Source organism: Vibrio sp. Hal054, from assembly GCF_037162405.1.
Classification (GTDB): domain Bacteria; phylum Pseudomonadota; class Gammaproteobacteria; order Enterobacterales; family Vibrionaceae; genus Vibrio; species Vibrio diazotrophicus.
The window spans coordinates 1,180,353-1,196,381 of the sequence record NZ_JARLUT010000001.1; the positions used below are offsets into that span (position 1 = coordinate 1,180,353).

At 44.0% G+C, this 16,029-nt stretch carries 12 protein-coding genes, 4 tRNA genes and 1 pseudogene; 12 read left to right on the plus strand and 5 right to left on the minus strand.

What is annotated here, in order from left to right:
• Window positions 1–47: 47 nt before the first annotated feature.
• Window positions 48–767, minus strand: a complete 720-nt coding sequence (gene hutC, locus P4S58_RS05450) for a histidine utilization repressor (RefSeq protein WP_337163097.1) — start codon at window positions 765–767, stop codon at window positions 48–50.
• A gap of 229 nt (window positions 768–996) precedes the next feature.
• Here hutC and yqfB point away from each other — a divergent pair, with 229 nt between their 5' ends.
• Complete coding sequence (gene yqfB, locus P4S58_RS05455; RefSeq protein WP_337163098.1) at window positions 997–1,314, plus strand: N(4)-acetylcytidine aminohydrolase; 318 nt, start codon at window positions 997–999, stop codon at window positions 1,312–1,314.
• Between the two features lie 77 nt (window positions 1,315–1,391).
• On the opposite strand, the gene P4S58_RS05460 is transcribed toward yqfB, so the two are convergent.
• Entirely contained in the window at window positions 1,392–1,712 is a 321-nt protein-coding gene (locus P4S58_RS05460) for an HI1450 family dsDNA-mimic protein (RefSeq protein ID WP_042488411.1), read from the minus strand.
• 1 nt (window position 1,713) lies between these two features.
• Window positions 1,714–2,280 (minus strand): elongation factor P-like protein YeiP, encoded by a 567-nt coding sequence (yeiP, locus tag P4S58_RS05465; protein WP_042488415.1) that lies wholly within the window; start codon window positions 2,278–2,280, stop codon window positions 1,714–1,716.
• Between the two features lie 200 nt (window positions 2,281–2,480).
• Between yeiP and P4S58_RS05470 the strand changes: the two genes are divergently transcribed.
• Window positions 2,481–3,248: a nucleotidyltransferase domain-containing protein gene (locus P4S58_RS05470; protein ID WP_337163100.1), complete on the plus strand. Its 768-nt coding sequence runs from the start codon at window positions 2,481–2,483 to the stop codon at window positions 3,246–3,248.
• Between the two features lie 100 nt (window positions 3,249–3,348).
• Entirely contained in the window at window positions 3,349–5,424 is a 2,076-nt protein-coding gene (locus P4S58_RS05475) for an EAL domain-containing protein (RefSeq protein WP_337163101.1), read from the plus strand.
• A gap of 8 nt (window positions 5,425–5,432) precedes the next feature.
• Here the strand turns inward: P4S58_RS05475 and P4S58_RS05480 are convergent, their stop codons facing one another.
• Entirely contained in the window at window positions 5,433–7,796 is a 2,364-nt protein-coding gene (locus tag P4S58_RS05480; protein WP_337163103.1) for a DNA polymerase II, read from the minus strand.
• Window positions 7,797–8,191: 395 nt separating this feature from the next.
• On the opposite strand from P4S58_RS05480, the gene uvrY reads away from it, so the two are divergent.
• The 7 genes from uvrY to P4S58_RS05515 all read left to right on the plus strand — a co-directional run bounded on the left by uvrY (window position 8,192) and on the right by P4S58_RS05515 (window position 11,938).
• Window positions 8,192–8,836 (plus strand): UvrY/SirA/GacA family response regulator transcription factor, encoded by a 645-nt coding sequence (gene uvrY / locus P4S58_RS05485; protein WP_042488427.1) that lies wholly within the window; start codon window positions 8,192–8,194, stop codon window positions 8,834–8,836.
• A complete protein-coding gene (gene uvrC / locus P4S58_RS05490; protein ID WP_042488429.1) occupies window positions 8,836–10,668 on the plus strand; it encodes an excinuclease ABC subunit UvrC in 1,833 nt (610 codons plus the stop codon). Before uvrY ends, uvrC begins: the two co-directional genes overlap by 1 nt.
• Before the next feature lie 46 nt (window positions 10,669–10,714).
• Window positions 10,715–11,272 carry a CDP-diacylglycerol--glycerol-3-phosphate 3-phosphatidyltransferase gene (gene pgsA, locus P4S58_RS05495; protein WP_042488433.1) on the plus strand — a complete coding sequence of 186 codons (558 nt, stop codon included), beginning with the start codon at window positions 10,715–10,717 and terminating at the stop codon, window positions 11,270–11,272.
• 281 nt (window positions 11,273–11,553) lie between these two features.
• Window positions 11,554–11,627 (plus strand) — tRNA-Cys (locus tag P4S58_RS05500).
• A gap of 2 nt (window positions 11,628–11,629) precedes the next feature.
• Window positions 11,630–11,705: transfer RNA gene (locus tag P4S58_RS05505), tRNA-Gly, on the plus strand.
• A 62-nt stretch (window positions 11,706–11,767) separates the two neighbouring features.
• A tRNA-Leu gene (locus P4S58_RS05510) sits at window positions 11,768–11,854 on the plus strand.
• An 8-nt stretch (window positions 11,855–11,862) separates the two neighbouring features.
• Window positions 11,863–11,938: transfer RNA gene (locus P4S58_RS05515), tRNA-Gly, on the plus strand.
• Window positions 11,939–12,280: 342 nt separating this feature from the next.
• Here P4S58_RS05515 and P4S58_RS05520 read toward each other — a convergent pair.
• The gene (locus P4S58_RS05520; RefSeq protein ID WP_337163104.1) at window positions 12,281–13,357 is read right to left on the minus strand and encodes a PQQ-dependent sugar dehydrogenase; all 1,077 of its coding nucleotides are present in this window, start codon (window positions 13,355–13,357) and stop codon (window positions 12,281–12,283) included.
• Between the two features lie 264 nt (window positions 13,358–13,621).
• Between P4S58_RS05520 and P4S58_RS05525 the strand changes: the two are divergent.
• Together P4S58_RS05525 and pheS are read left to right on the plus strand one after the other, a co-directional pair.
• Window positions 13,622–14,739: pseudogene (locus P4S58_RS05525) on the plus strand (GGDEF domain-containing protein).
• 291 nt (window positions 14,740–15,030) lie between these two features.
• Window positions 15,031–16,014 (plus strand): phenylalanine--tRNA ligase subunit alpha, encoded by a 984-nt coding sequence (gene pheS / locus P4S58_RS05530; protein ID WP_042488441.1) that lies wholly within the window; start codon window positions 15,031–15,033, stop codon window positions 16,012–16,014.
• The last annotated feature ends 15 nt before the right edge of the window (window positions 16,015–16,029 follow it).

Sequence of the window (16,029 nt, forward strand, 5' to 3'; positions counted from 1 at the left end):
CAATTAAACGTTTTTATCAAGAAGAATGTTGTGAAAATGTGAGAATTTTATTTCTCGTTTAATAAAACCTTTGACGTGAGTTTATATTTTGAACCCGGATGGTAGAGCAGTGCAGAGCTAACCAACTTGTCTTCACTCCATGTGCGACGGTTAAGAAGTAAACATGGTTCGTTGCTGCTCAATTCCAGAGAGGCTTTGATGTGGCTATCAGGAACGATAGCTTCAACGGTGTGCTCAATAGCGCTTAACGGACAGTTCGCTGACAGGTATTGGTTAGGAGTGATTTGCGAAAAATCCTGTTCGAGATAATTCGGCGCATAACGGCTGTTTACCCAACGGATTTCAAGTTGCAATGGTGTGTCATTGGCGTAATGCAGAATTTCACTGTAGAACACATTACTACCGACCATAATACCGAGCTTTATCGCGACATTTTCATCAGCAACGATGGCACGTTGTTGTAAAACCTTACTGTGGTATTGCTTACCACGGCTCAACACTTCGTCAGCAATATTGCGGATATCTAACAGTGGCGACTCTGCTTTCTCTTCAGGCACACAAACAAAAGTACCTAGGCGAGGGCGGCGTTGCAGTTTGCCATCAGACACCAAATCTCGGATCGCTTTATTCACTGTCATACGGCTGACATTAAATTGCTCGGTCAGTTCAAGTTCAGTGCTGATGCGGTGACCAACAGGCCAGTGACCAGAATTAATCTTGTCGAGAATATAGTGTTTGATCTGTGTATAAAGTGGTGATGAAGACATGCTGCGCTCAAAGTTTAATTGAATATACAAATACTTTACGACTTAAAAGAAAAATGCAATGGCAGATTTTCTCTTTATGCAATTGAAGTAAATAAATTTTTATTTATGTGATAGGGCACAAAGTATCATCTAATTGTATACTCCTTCAATTGTTTGTTTTTGTTGCCGTCCTGCTTAACTTTGTTCTATCAAGCTGGATGAGTCACTCCTTTTGCGCTAGAGATAAGTTATGCAATTTCCTACAACAATGACATTTTTCGCCCGTTTTGAAGCCGATATTCTCTCAGGCAAAAAAGTGATTACTATTCGTGATGAAAGTGAAAAAGACTATCAACCCGGCTCAGTGGTTGACGTAAGCACATTGGAAGAGGGGCGTTGGTTCTGCCGTTTAAAGATTCAGTCTGTGGAACCCGTACTGTTTTCTGATCTCAATGAATTTCATGCTGAGCAGGAGAACATGACTTTGCCTCAGTTAAAGCAAGTGATTAACGATATCTATCCGGGCATTGAATCGCTGTACGTGATCCAGTATGAGCTAGTGGCATAATGCGCTCACTGTTACAGAGATAAAAAAACGCCAACCCTAGGGTTGGCGTTTGACACTTGAAGATACGGATATTGCGATTAATCGCGTTTCCACATCATATGACAAGCTTTATGGTCTGGATCGAGGCTGATGAGCATTCGTGCGAATACGTCATCCAGTTCATCATTGTCTTCATTGACGAGGCCAATACGGACTTCCGCGTAAGTTTCTTTATCAAATTCAAAACCTACTTGTTCTACCCAGTCGTCGCCAATTTCTACGACTTCTGCTGCACCGCGATCATCAAATTGAGCGGTGAACAGAATCACATCAACGGGTTCCAGATTGTCTGGAGCCATCTCTAAGAAAATGTCGTATGCAGCTTCGATTGCGTCGTCTAATGAGATCAATTCAGACATATTACGCTCGGCTCATGAACTTACGTTCAGTCGTGTTGATAACAACGCGCTCGCCACTAGCGATGTATTCTGGAACTTGAACAGTTAAACCAGTAGCAAAACGTGCTGGTTTAGAACGAGCTGAAGCTGAAGCACCTTTGATTGAAGGGTCAGTTTCTTCGATAACCATTTCAACAGAAGAAGGCAGTTCGATAGCAACAGGTTTGCCATCAACAAGCACAACTTGCATACCTTGAATTTCTTCAGTGATGAACAAGCACTCTTCTTCGATGTCTGCTTTCTTGAAGTTGAATTGAGAGTAATCTTCATTGTCCATGAAGATGTACTCGTCGCCATCAACGTAAGAGAAAGAGATGTTACGTTTGTTCATATCAACGGTATCTAGGAAGTCGTCTGACTTGTAACGCTCATCAACACGAGCGCCAGTGTTTAGATCTGTACAACGTAGTTTGTAGATCTTAGAACCACCACGGCCACCCGGTGTTGTTACTTCGATATCTTTGATTAGTAATGTTTTGCCGTTTGATACGATCGCAAAACCTTTTTTAAGTTCACTTGCCTTTGGCATGGAGTCTTATCCTTCGTTTTTCGTTTCGGCGCATTATACATATAGCCAAGCTAGAAAAGGAATATCTGACGGCAACTTGAGATGAGAATAATGCATTAAATTTGTATTTCACGCTTCACAAAGTGTCTAAGCTATTGATTCACGCCCGTGCTTAAGGGAACATAAACGGCCTCTTCACTCTATGGAGCTAACACTCGTTCATGACGCTTATGGTTATTGACCCTAAACAGCCTTTTCAACCAGAGTTCCAACCCGCTGTTGACGACTTAGTTCGTTTCTTACGCGCGGGAGTGGGGGACGCATTGCACAGTATCTACCTGTACGGCAGTGTTGCGAGGAAAACAGCAGTGGCGGGTCAGTCAAATATGGACGTGGTGATTGTTACCAAACGACCTTTTGAAGATCGCAAAGTGACTCTGCTTAATACGATTCGCTGGCGATTCCAAAAGAGCTTCCCATTTATAAGCGATGTCAATATCAAGACGGCTCTGGTCGATGAGATTGCCACCTTAGACAGCATTTTTACTTGGGGTTTTATGCTCAGACATTGCTGTGTCTGTGTTTACGGCGACAACTTGGCAGAATGTTTTGGCGATTTTGAACCGAGCTGGGAAATCGCCAAGCACTGGAATATGGATATCTCGGATTGGGTTCCTGCACTTCGCGCCAAAATAGTGAAAGCCAATACACCTCAAGAGCAGTTAAAAGCACAAAAGCAGATGGCGAAAAAACTGCTGAGAGCCAGCTACTCTCTTGTTATGTACAAAGATAAGAAGTGGTTTGATGATCCTGTCGAGTGTGGTCAGAACTTCCTCCGCTACCATCCCGAAATGAAGCTAGAAGTTGACCGCTTAGGTCTGCTATTGAAAGATCGAGTTATTCCTAAACGATCGGTGATTGGCTTGCTGGATAGCTTTGGACCTTGGTTGGTTCAGCAGTATCAAAAAACCGAATTTCGCATCGGTTAGTGATTCGATTAAAAATAAATTTCTCAATATAACGAACTAATACGATAGTTAATTTTTTGCTGTGCTAACTTTAGAGAGTAGGGGTTGGTGGAGCAGTTGTATGCCAGTTAGTCTCAAAGAAAAGCCAAGTTATCTGTTCGGTCGTGTACTGAAATATGGGCATTCTTCTATGCATGCCATCCGACAAGGTATGATTTGGTTAATTCCCTGTTTGATGCTCTCTTCGCTCGCTCTTTTTGTCGCTTGTATCGCTGAGTTCTACATCGGAAGTCGTCCGTCATGGGTACAAGCTTTCTATGACATGAACAGCGCGGTCGGTGATGTCTTTCCCTATCTGATGACGGCAACGATATCTTACTTGCTTGCAATGCAGTGGCGAATTCCCAGACCACCGATGGCTTTGTTGAGCATTCTTTATCTGGTGATTAGCGCTTCGTTGATCAAAACCGATAGCACGCTTGAAATGCTCTATATTGTTATGGCAATCGTGACGCCGCTATACGCTATCCCTTTGATTGCCTATCTGTTTTCTCTCAAAGCTTTGCATGTTACTTCATCAGAAAGCGCTGGTGCCATGGTGAAGGAATCGCTAAACCTTGTGCTGCCTGCAATCATTACCTTGGCGATGGTGATACTGGTGAACTTTGTCATTCTCAAAGGACTGTCGCTTTTTTCTTTCGATCATCTGCTTACCTTCGATTATGCCAATAATCCTTATATCTTTGGCTCCGTGTTTGCAGTGTTAAATTCAACCTTGTGGTTTTTGGGTATTCATGGCTATTACGCCTTACTGCCCATGGTTGAGTTGTTACAACAAGCCAGCGACTTAACTTATTCCACGGTAGCGGCAGGAGGCACTGCGCCTTATGTGATGAACCTGTCGTTTATGGGCACATTTGTATTTATTGGCGGAAGTGGCTCGACCTTGTCTTTGGTGGTTGCTCTACTGTTGTTTTCCAGACAAAAAACACTGCGTCTTATCGCAATAGCGAGCATCCCCATAGGTTTAATCAACGTGAATGAGATTCTGCTATTTGGTTTACCCATCACCTTTAACCCTCGTCTGTTTTTACCATTTTTATTAGCGCCGTTGGCGAATGTCATCATTGGTTTAACCGCGGTTAACCTTGGTTGGGTACCAATTCCTTCGGTCTCTGTACCTTTTAATGCTCCAGTTTTGGTCAATGCACTGATCGCCACTCACGGTGATTGGCACTCTGTGGCTTTACAGGCCCTTAATCTTGCGGTGGGAATTTTGATTTATCTGCCTGCGGTAAAAGCGACCAATAAAGTGTTAGGGGAACGAGAGATTCGTATTGCCTCACTCGACACCACCTATATGCGTCGTCAGGAAGAAGCGAAAACGTTGACGGATGATCCTATCGTTCTTGCTCAGCAAAAAGAGCACCATCAAGCGCGTGTGGAAAAGCAAATTCAGAATATGAGCCAAAAAGAGTTTTGCTTGGAGTATCAACCTCAGGTTGCAAAACATAATGGTGCAGTAGTCGGTTGTGAGGCGCTGGTAAGAGCGATGGATGACCAAGGAAATCTGTTACCACCGAGCAGTTTTCTTCCTTGGTTAGAAAGCGCTGGGTTAATGAAAGATATGGACTTGTGGGTATTCAAAAGAGTGGCAAAAGACATCATGCATTGGAACCAATTGGGTATCTCTGTGCCTGTGAGCGTTAATATTACTCCTGATACACTCGTCGATGATGAATATCTGGGGAAAATTATCACCGCGATTGGTGACGTCAGTAATCGGATTCACGTTGAAATTACCGAAGAGACATTACTCGTAGACGAACGGGCGTTACAACGTGCATTGGAGCGTCTGCACGCTATGAAAGTGAAAATCTATATTGATGATTTTGGCACAGGTTTTTCATCACTCAGCTACCTAAACCGATTTGATATCGATGCGATCAAAATTGACCGCTCGTTTGTGCTGGCGTTGGACACGCATAGAGGGCGAAAGGTCTTTGCCAGCTTACAATCTGTTGCCACAGAGCTTGATTTAGCGGTTGTGGTTGAAGGGGTAGAAACGCAGCAGCAATTGGATGCCATTGCCGATCACCCGAACTTATCCATTCAAGGCTGGTTGTTCAGCCGTTCTTTGAAGCCTGAGGATTTTATCAACTACGTACAAACCTCTCCTCCCAAAACACAAGCCTAGCAAGTCAGTTAGAAGAGTCCTAACTGCGGCAGACTAATGGCTTCAAACTGCAAACCGACAAAGGGCAAAATTGCATCCGCGACAGGCTTTAGCTGCTTATCAATGTAGTGCTGATAATCAATGCGGCTTTTTAGATACTCTTTTGGCTCAGGGCCGTTGAGTGTCATCAGATATTCAATTCTTCCACGGTTTTGATACTGCAATGGGCGTCCTAGCTGTGCGTTGATTTCATCAGCCATACGGGCTGCACGCACTTGAGGCGGTACGTTTTTCTGATACTCATGCAGCTTTCTGCGCAAACGCTTCTGATAGACCAGTTCATCATCAAATTTACCCGCAAGGGTATCTTCAACGACTTGGCGAACATAGCTGTCAGGGCTTTCACCGTGGAAAATCATTGAATACAAGGTGTGCTGAAAACGTTGTGCGAGTGGCGTCCAATCGGTTCTGGCACTCTCAAGTCCTTTGAATACCATTCGCTCTTGCTCACCTTCGCCAATCAGGCCAGCATAGCGTTTTTTAGAGCCAGTCTCTGAGCCTCGGATCGTTGGCATCAAAAATTTGCGATAGTGAGTTTCGTATTCGATTTCCAATTTAGAGGTAAGCGCATAATTCTGTTTTAAATGCGATGTCCACCACTGGTTGATATGAGCGACCAGCTTTTTACCGATTTCGCCCGCATCAGCTTGGCTGTGTTCATGCCCAAGTGAGACAAAGGTTGAGTCGGTATCGCCATAAATCACTTGGTAACCTTGCTCTTCAACCAAAACCTTGGTCTGTTTCATGATTTCATGACCGCGCATGGTAATGCTGGAAGCAAGTCGAGTATCGAAGAAGCGGCAACCGGAAGAACCCAATACCCCATAGAAAGAGTTCATAATGATTTTAATCGCTTGAGAAAATGCTTTGTCGTTGTTCTTCTTGGCGATATCTCGGGCAGCCCAGAGGTTTTCAATCATCTGCGGAAGAAAATGTTTGCTGCGGTGGAACTGACCACCACGAAAACCCGGTACAGCTTGGTCATCGCCATTACCTATTTCCAATTTTAAACCTTCGATTAAACCTAATGGGTCGATTAGGAATGAGCGAATAATCGATGGATATAGACTTTTAAAATCCAGCACCAGCACAGAGTCATATAACCCTGGCAGGGAATCCATAACATAGCCGCCCGGACTTGCTAACCAGTTTTCTGAATGTAAGTTTGGTGCGGCGTAGCCAGCACGATGTAGCTGTGGAAGATATAAGTTGGTAAATGCGGCAACAGAACCACCGATGCGATCCAATTCAACGCCAGTCAGTTTTGAGCGCTCAATAGCGAAATCGAGTAGGTGAGTGTGCTGGAAAATCTTATTCACCAGCACGCAGTCTTGTAAGTTGTATTTTGCTAGTGAAGGCTTGTCGTGCCGATACATACGGTTAATTTCATCCATACGATCGTGAACATTGTGAATGTCTTTGCCTTCGCCAAGCAGTTCCTGAGAAACCGATTCTAGCGACCAAGAACGAAACTGATACGTGGCGGTTTTCAGCGTATCTATACCATCCAAGACCACACGTCCAGGTATAGTAATAAACCCTTGTTGAGTTTGGCTCGCGCTGCGGAAAAAGCTCGGCTGATTGCCTCTGCCGAGCATCAGCTTCATGTTGTGCCACTCCGCTCGCTTGTGCAGCAGTCGAAAGTCAAAATCGATAACACTCCAGCCGACAATAACGTCTGGATCATATTGTTCAAACCAAGCACACAATGCTTGCAGCAACTCGTATTCGCTTGATATCCACTGAATATTGGTTTCTGCATCTTGCGGTTCGCCGATCATAATAACTCGGCTATCCATCGGGCTATCTAGACCAATGGAATAGAGAATGCCTTTCTCCGAACACTCTAAATCCAAAGAAACCACTTTCAGTTTTGGCGTGTAATCTCCCGCTTTACACTTGGCGTTAAGGACTCTCTGATAGTTCGGGTAGCGTGTGAAATCACCGGTAAAGGTAATGCCGCCTTGGATGAATCGTTCCATCAGAAAACGATCAGCCAGTTTGATATCCGACTCAAGAATCAGGATGTCTGCTTGTTCAAACAGTGTCTTTAAGGCATTGGCTTGTAGAATGGTGTCGCAATAGCAGGCCGCTAGCGGTTGTTGTTCAAACGACAGCATTTCAAGGTTACGAATGTTTGCGGAGAGTTTGTTTGCTGCAAGAAGTTGCTTTGCCTGCTCTACAGACGTTTGCTCAAGAAAAAACACCGGCTTTTCATCTTTGATGATTAATTGAGTCGGCCCTGAGTCCGTAGCAAGCCAAAGCTCGATGTGAGTTTTACCTTGTATGTCTCGTGATTGCCTTGTAAGCAGAAAGCCTTGCTGAATAGTCAAATGGTTGTTCCGAGCGAGAGAGTGAGCTTGCGGTTTATCTTGGTGGGCATAATAGCAAAAAGTTAACTAAATAGCAGAATCGATACATCTTGCTTAAAACGTATGCGATAAGGTAACGATCTCTTGAACAGAACAAGAGCTTGCTCAAACTTCCTATAAAAGTCACTTTTAATGTAAGAATACCCTGATATGTTTGTCTGGTTGTTCAAAGAGTTGATATTTTTATAAATTCTCAATTTGTGGCAATGCCTATAAATAAGTGCTTGCTAAAGTTTGGGTTTGAGCACATATTCAGTGTGAGAAAAAATCCAATTTTAAGTTAGACTAGGCAGCCAAGCTGTTATCCACTACCTCGGTGGGTGCAGAGCCAAATAGATAAGTGTGGAGATACAAGAGTGATTAGTGTTTTCCTTGTAGATGATCACGAGCTGGTTCGCACAGGGATACGACGTATTATTGAAGACGTCCGTGGAATGAACATAGCAGGGGAAGCTGATAGCGGTGAAGAAGCGGTAAAATGGTGTCGTAACAACCATGCTGATGTCGTGTTAATGGATATGAACATGCCGGGCATTGGTGGGTTAGAGGCTACCAAGAAAATTTTACGCGTGAATCCAGACGTAAAAATCATCGTATTAACAGTACATACTGAAAACCCGTTCCCAACAAAAGTCATGCAGGCTGGGGCAGCGGGCTATTTAACAAAAGGTGCCGCTCCAGACGAAATGGTTAACGCTATTCGTGTTGTGAACAGTGGCCAACGTTATATCTCTCCAGAAATAGCGCAGCAAATGGCTTTAAGTCAATTTTCACCTGCTTCTGAAAACCCATTTGCCGATTTGTCTGAACGTGAACTTCAGATCATGATGATGATCACCAAAGGACAAAAAGTTACCGATATTTCTGAGCAGTTGAATCTGAGTCCAAAAACGGTCAACAGTTACCGCTATCGCTTGTTTGCCAAGCTGGATATCGGTGGTGATGTAGAGTTGACTCACTTAGCTATTCGACATGGAATGCTAGACACAGAGAAACTCTAGTGTCAGAAGTGTTCGACTCGGTCTCTTTTCTAAAGACAGTAACTGATCAGCCCGGCGTTTATCGTATGTATAACGCCGATGCTGATGTTATTTATGTCGGTAAAGCCAAAGACCTTAAAAAACGCCTTTCCAGTTATTTCCGTAAAAAAATCGACAGTGAAAAAACGCGTGCTCTGGTCAGTAACATTGCCAAGATTGACGTAACGGTTACTCATACCGAAACGGAAGCGCTGATCCTCGAACATAACTACATCAAGCAGTATTTACCGAAATACAACGTATTACTGCGTGATGATAAGTCATACCCTTATATTTTTATCAGCGGACACAAACACCCGCGTTTGTCACTGCATCGTGGTGCTAAAAAGCGCAAAGGTGAATACTTCGGTCCTTATCCTGATGCTGGAGCAGTGCGCGAAACATTGCACCTGATTCAGAAAATATTTCCAGTACGCCAATGTGAAGATACGGTTTATAGCAACCGAACCCGTCCATGCTTGATGTATCAGATTGGCCGCTGTGCTGGCCCGTGCGTAAAAAGCATTATTTCCGATCAAGAGTATGCTGAGCTAGTGGATTATGTCCGTTACTTTCTGCAAGGGAAGGATAAACAGGTTCTCGAAATTCTTATCGAGAAGATGGAAAACGCCAGCCAACAGTTACGGTTTGAGCAGGCGGCAAAATATCGCGATCAGATTCAGGCTATCCGCCGTGTTCAAGAACAGCAGTTTGTTTCTGAAGACAGCATGGATGATATGGATGTGCTGGGTTTTGCGCAGGAAAATGGCATCGCCTGTATTCATATCTTAATGATTCGTCAGGGGAAAATTCTCGGTAGTCGCAGCCACTTCCCCAAAATTCCAAACAATACTTCTCAAGAGGAAGTGTTTGAGAGTTTTCTCAGTCAGTACTACTTGAATCACAATGAAGCGCGGACGATACCAACTCGAATCATCCTCAATGAAGGTCTGTTAGAAGATTCTGTTCCTTTGCGCGAGGCATTACAGCAAGTTGCAGGCAGAAAGATCACTTTCCATGTGAATCCTACTGGAACACGAGCCCGTTATTTGAAATTGTCGAATACCAATGCGTTAACGGCGATTACGACCAAGATTAACCACAAGATGACGATCAACCAGCGCTTTAAAGCGCTGCAAGAAGAACTCGACATGGATAACATCAGCCGTATGGAGTGTTTTGATATTTCCCATACCATGGGTGAGAGTACCATTGCGTCTTGCGTTGTGTTTAACCATGAAGGGCCTCTGAAACAGGAATATCGTCGTTACAACATCACGGGTATTACCGGTGGTGATGACTATGCCGCGATGGGGCAGGTGTTAGAACGTCGATATTCAAAACAGCTAGATGTTGAAAAAATTCCCGACATTATATTTATTGATGGTGGCAAAGGTCAGCTTAACCGTGCCCATGAAGTAATTGCTAAGTGTTGGGAAGATTGGCCCAAACGCCCAAGGCTGATTGGTATTGCCAAAGGTGTTACCCGTAAACCGGGGCTTGAGACGCTGATTACCGTTGATGGCGATGAATTCAATATGCCGAGTGATGCGCCTGCGCTGCATTTAATTCAGCATATTCGCGACGAAAGCCATAACCATGCTATCGCCGGACACAGAGCGAAACGAGGCAAAACTCGCCGCACCAGTGCGTTAGAAGGTATTGAAGGGGTAGGTCCAAAACGTCGCCAAGCTTTGCTCAAATATATGGGTGGGCTTCAAGAGTTGAAACGAGCAACTGTCGAAGAAATTGCCAAAGTGCCAGGAATCAGTAATTCTTTGGCAGAAAATATTTATCAGGCATTGAAACAATAACGAAAATACATCACCATTAAGCGGCAGCCGACAAGAGCCTTATAATATGCGTTTTAATATTCCCAACATTCTGTCTTTACTACGACTTTTTCTGATCCCAGTATTTGTTGTCGTGTTCTATCTTCCGTATCAATGGGCTCCTTTTGCTGCTGCAATGGTGTTCTGGGTAGCTGGTTTTACTGACTGGCTTGATGGGATGTTGGCACGTAAACTAGGTCAAACTTCGCGTTTCGGCGCATTTATTGACCCAGTGGCCGATAAAGTACTTGTAGCAACAGCTTTAATTTTAATTACTGAGTACTACCACAATATCTGGATTACCATTCCGGCAGTGACCATGATCGCCCGTGAAATCATTATTTCCGCGTTGCGTGAATGGATGGCAGAAATAGGCAAGCGCGCAAGTGTCGCTGTTTCTTGGATTGGTAAAGTAAAGACCTTAACGCAAATGTTTGCCCTCTGGGTACTTATCTGGCGCTACGATGACTGGATGGTTTGGTTAGGTTACGGTGCACTGTATATTGCAACTTTCTTAACTTACTGGTCGATGGCGCAATATTTGATGGCTGCCAAAGACGATCTTCTCGACGAAGAAAACCACTAGACAGATAGAAACGGGCGTAAGCCCGTTTTTTTATTCTCGGCGTTTTAGCTTTCGTTGTATCAGGGGATGCAAGCGCTAGTTTCGTGGTTGTCTATTTCAGTTATCTCGTGGAAAACATAAGCTTTTTTGCTAACAAATTGACCAATTTGGTGCTTTTTGAACGCAAAATAGACAAACGATTTAAAATCAAAAAAATTGTGTTGACTCATTCCATCGAATCCGTAGAATGCATCCCGTACTCAAGAGGAACGCTAGATTAAAGCGAGTTTCTTGAAGTCGAAGGCGCGTTAGCAGAGTGGTTATGCACCGGATTGCAAATCCGTGTACATCGGTTCGATTCCGGTACGCGCCTCCATTGCGACACTAGCTCAGTTGGTAGAGCGCAACCTTGCCAAGGTTGAGGTCACGAGTTCGAACCTCGTGTGTCGCTCCAAATTAAATTGATATGGCATAACGCGGTATCAAGATGGCAAAAGTCATCAAAAAGAATTGTGTGCCCTGGTGGTGAAATTGGTAGACACAAGGGATTTAAAATCCCTCGACTTTCGAGTCGTGCCGGTTCAAGTCCGGCCCGGGGCACCATACAAATTGCGACACTAGCTCAGTTGGTAGAGCGCAACCTTGCCAAGGTTGAGGTCACGAGTTCGAACCTCGTGTGTCGCTCCAGAATAAGAAAGCCTCGATTGTTTCGAGGTTTTTTTATGCCTAAAATTCAGAGTCGACAATCTCATTTAGTAGAGCGCAAACCTTGCCAAGGTTGAGGTCACGCCTATTAGTTCAAAAGAACGGGAACCTCGTGTGTCGCTACAGAATAAAAAAGCCTCGATTATTTCGAGGTTTTTTTATGCTTAATATTCAGAGTCCACAATCTCATTTGGTAGAGCGCAACCTTGCCAAGGTTGAGGTCACGCCTATTAGTTCAAAAGAATGGGAACCTCGTGTGTCGCTCCAGAATAAAAGAACCTCGATTAATTCGAGGTTTTTTATGTCTGAAATTTATCATCAAATTTAACTGTCAGGCTTTAAGCGATATATATTGCCGCTGTCGGTAGTGAAATAGATCCAGCCGTCAGGGGAAAGTTTGATATCTCTGATTCGCTCTTGCAGATCTTCCAGCAATCTCTCTTCTTTAATCGCTGATTGGTTCTCATCCATGGTTATCACATTGATGTGTGTGAGCTTTAAGGCTCCGGTTAAGAGTTTGCCGTTGAGTTTAGGGTAGCGATCGCCTCGGTAGAGTAATAAACCACTCGGAGCGATGGACGGAATATAAACCTTGGCGGGTGATTCAATACCTTCCGCTTCTTTGCTTTCGCCCACATCCAATGGCCCCCAATACTCCTTACCATAAGAGGTTTTTGCCCAGCCGTAGTTAGCCCCTTTCTTAATGAGGTTAATTTCATCACCACCGCGAGGGCCGTGTTCAATTTCCCATAAGTGTTGAGTCTGTGGATCAAAGAACAAGCCTTGAGGATTTCGGTGTCCATAACTCCAGATCTCTGGGCGTGTATTTTTGACTCCGACAAACGGGTTATCCTGAGGAACCGTACCATCTAGATTGAGACGAAGAATGCTTCCTGCGTGGGTAGAAAGATCCTGACCATTGGATCTTTTACCTCGATCACCCACGGTGAAAAGCAAATGCTTATCAATAAAACTGATCCGGCTGCCAAAATGTCGGGAAGTGTCTGAGTTTGAAGTGGTGACTAACAAATCATTCCACTGGGTCACGTTATCGCCATTGAATTTTGCTATGGCTAATGTGGTATCCGCACCAGTATTCGTTCGTTTACTGTAAGTGAAGTAAAACGTTTGGGGATCATAAGGCGAAAGGGCAATATCAAGCAGACCGCCTTGTCCTTGCGCTGCAACATCTTCAATTTGAAGCAATTCCGTCTTTGTCCCTTTGCTCAAATCAACGAGCAAAATTTTCCCATTTCGTTCGGTCACAAAGGCTTGGCTTTCATTTAAGAAACTGACGCTCCACGGAACCAGTAATCCTTCCATCACCTTTTCCGCTCGATATTGTGCCTGAGCTGTAATGGAAATTACGCAGAGTAATAGAAGCCAAAATCTTTTTTTCATCAAACGTGCTCTTATCTTTTGTTAATACCTGAAAAAGCATAGCTAGGAATGGAAAGAGATGCTTAGTGTGGCGACGTCGAATTTGTGTGTAGGTATTTCAAATCTGTCGTATCAAGCAGATAACAGTGAATCAATCTGTGCTTCAAATACAAAATTTTAAACACTGCTTAACGTATAGTGCTTAACTATAAGACGTTAACATTACATATTTTATGGATATATGAGTGTGAGTATTTCTCACTGGATAAAGGAACAGAAATATAGATGAAGTCGTTTGAGTGGGATAAGCATTTTGAAACAGGACTCAGCGAAGTTGACGAACAACACTTGTATTTGGTCGGGTTTGTTAATCAATACGGAGATCTGCTGTCAGAGAATAACGTGTCAACGGATGATGTGCGTAAGGCGTTGTTTGAATTAGCTCGCTATGCCGAGTTTCATTTCAAAGAAGAAGAACAATTGATGCGCAATGTCGGCATAGCCGAAGAGCATCTCAATGAACATATTCAGGTTCATCGCTCTTTTATGCTTGAGATTAATAGCATGCAAGCTTTTATCGCAGACGATGATCATCGCCCGGCTGTTCTGCTACTCGAATTCCTTATTCATTGGCTGGCTTATCATATTTTAGGCATCGATCAGTGTATGGCTCGACAGGTGAAAGCGATTGAAGCAGGAGAAGATCCTTTCGAAGCCTATAAGCGAGAACAACGCGAAAGAGATGCGGCAATTGAACCACTCCTTAATGCGTTGAATGGTTTGTTTCAGCAAGTGTCTGCTCGTAACAAGGAGCTGGTGCGTTTGAACCAGTCACTTGAAGATAAAGTTGAAGAGCGTACTCGTCAGTTGCATCGTGCCAACAAACAGCTGGAAAAGCTTTCTTTAACGGACAGCCTGACTTCTTTGCCCAATCGCCGACAAGCGATGCAGCAGCTCCAAGAGTTTTGGTTACGCTCGGTAGAGGAGGGTAACAACCTTACCTGTATGATGATTGACGCGGATCATTTCAAACAAGTCAATGATACTTGGGGGCATGATGCAGGGGATTCTGTGTTGATAGCGCTTTCCCGCTGTCTAAAACAGCGATTTCGCAACGATGATATTGTTTGCCGCTTAGGGGGGATGAGTTCTTTGTTATCTGTCCTAATACCGACCTAGAGGGTGGGTTGTATATTGCACAGCAAGTATTGGCGGAGATTAATCAACTTAAAGTGTCAGTTGGTGAAGACAATTGGCAAGGCAGTATCAGTGTGGGTGTAGCTCAGTGTGATTCAGACATGAAGGAATACACAGCGCTAATGAGCCTTGCAGATAAAGCTCTTTACAAAGCCAAGCAGCATGGACGAAATCAAGTCTGTTTCGCAAAATTTGAAAGCATTTAAATTGGGGTCAGCAGACCCTAATTTTATGGGTTAAATAAGCCTGACATTTCATGAATCGAACATTCCTCATTTTTGTCTAACTTCTAACAAATTTTCTTGTTTAATATTTAAACGAAAGTGCAGCTGAAGCGTATTTCAATTTGGCTTTGACGCCAGCTTTCGATACTATGTACAGCTATTTGAGATATCCCAAGAAACCCATTCGGTAACTCTTTGTGGCTCCCTTTTTTGGAGTCGAAGGAACCCTTTTGGGCTCCTTATGGAAACTGCTAATCAGCAGACGAGGAAACGATGCAACATCTACAAGAGATTATTGCTAATGCGACAACAGCGATTGAAGCTGCGTCGTCGTTAGTTGCACTTGATGAAGTGCGTGTTCAGTATCTGGGTAAGAAAGGTGAACTAACGGTTCAACTTCAAAGCCTAGGTAAGCTACCACCTGAAGAACGTCGTACAGCTGGCCAAGAAATCAACGTGGCTAAAGCAGAAGTTCAAAAAGCGATCGCATTGCGTAAAGACGCTCTGCAAAGCGCAGAACTAGAAGCTAAGCTAGCGGCAGAAACTATCGATGTGACACTACCTGGTCGTCGTATTGAAAATGGCGGTCTTCACCCAGTGACTCGCACTGTCGAGCGTATTGAGAAGTTCTTCGGCGAACTAGGCTTTAGCACTGAGTCTGGTCCTGAAATCGAAGATGCATTCCATAACTTTGATGCGCTTAATATTGCAGAAGATCACCCAGCTCGTACTGACCACGATACATTCTTCTTCAACCCAGATTTGATGTTGCGTACTCACACTTCAGGTGTACAAATCCGTACGATGGAAAATGGTAAGCCACCATTCCGTTTCATCGCTCCGGGCCGTGTATACCGTAATGACTACGACCAAACACATACGCCAATGTTCCACCAAGTGGAAGGTATGTTGGTTGATGAGAACGTAAACTTCGCTCAGCTAAAAGGCATCTTGAACGATTTCCTATGCAATTTCTTCGAAGAAGAAGTTGAAGTCCGTTTCCGTCCTTCATACTTCCCATTCACTGAACCTTCAGCAGAAGTTGACGTGAAAGGCAAAAACGGCAAATGGCTAGAAGTACTAGGTTGTGGCATGGTTCACCCTAACGTACTGCGCAGTGTTGGTATCGACCCTGAAAAATACTCTGGTTTCGCATTCGGTATGGGCGTAGAGCGTTTAACTATGCTTCGTTACGGCGTTAACGACCTACGAGCGTTCTTCGAAAACGATCTTCGTTTCCTTAAACAGTTCAAGTAATTCAAGGGTAAATAC